This is a genomic window from Oleiphilus sp. HI0128 (assembly GCF_001635365.1).
In genome coordinates this window covers 1-894 of the sequence record NZ_LWGG01000326.1, presented here as the reverse complement: position 1 = coordinate 894, position 894 = coordinate 1, and the positions used below count along the sequence as shown (strand labels likewise).

Below are 894 nucleotides of genomic sequence, written 5' to 3'. Positions count from 1 at the left end.
GCCTACAAACGCTAGAAAAGGTACATTACGCTCGCCTAGTAACATGTGTTACATTTGGGTGGTTTTTAGGATAATTTCCTTGTTATCAACAACAAATTGATTAGGTAGTCAGAATATGACTGATTTAATGTCTGAAGCAATAAACTTGATGTTGGTGGGTATGGGATTCGTTTTTGTATTTTTGACGATCTTAGTTTTTGCTACATCGTTCATGTCAAAAATGATTTTGAAATATGCGCCAGCACCTGAGCCTAAAGCTCCAGCTGCATCGCCAGTAACTCAAGCATCTAATGATGCGCAACTGTTAGCAGTACTCTCTGCTGCAGTAGACAAATATCGCTCAGACCACAAGAAGTGAGCGTGAATAAAATTTGAACCTTTAACAGAAGGCTTGATAGAAAATGACGGATTCGAACAAAAAACTCGGAATCACTGATGTCGTACTTCGTGATGCACATCAATCTTTATTAGCAACGCGTATGCGAATTGACGATATGCTGCCAATTGCTGAAAAGCTAGATCAGGTAGGCTATTGGTCACTTGAATCTTGGGGTGGCGCTACATTTGACTCCTGTATTCGATTTATTGGTGAAGATCCATGGGATCGTATCAGAGAATTGAAGAAAGTCATGCCTAATACTCCGCAGCAAATGTTGTTGCGAGGTCAAAATCTGTTAGGTTATAGACATTATGCTGATGACGTTGTTGATAAGTTCGTAGAGCGTGCTGTAAAAAATGGTGTTGAGGTATTCCGTGTTTTTGACGCGATGAACGACCCTCGCAACCTGGATCGTGCGCTTAAAGCTGTTAAAGCAAACGGCGGTCATGCTCAGGCAACGCTTTCCTATACAACAAGTCCTGTACATACTTTGGAAAGCTGGGTTAGCTTAGCGA

1 protein-coding gene and 1 pseudogene are annotated in these 894 nt (G+C 41.4%); both read left to right on the top strand.

Translation table 11 applies throughout. The features are described 5' to 3' along the window. The first annotated feature begins 115 nt into the window (after positions 1 to 115). Positions 116 to 358: an OadG family protein gene (locus tag A3763_RS04135; protein ID WP_068507869.1), complete on the top strand. Its 243-nt coding sequence runs from the start codon at positions 116 to 118 to the stop codon at positions 356 to 358. A 43-nt stretch (positions 359 to 401) separates the two neighbouring features. Further along, positions 402 to 894 (top strand): annotated as a pseudogene (locus A3763_RS04130) (oxaloacetate decarboxylase); the annotation flags it as partial.

Bases quoted from the DNA above. Each gene is read 5' to 3' on its own strand.
- A3763_RS04135 (WP_068507869.1), top strand. From the start codon at position 116: ATGACTGATTTAATGTCTGAAGCAATAAACTTGATGTTGGTGGGTATG.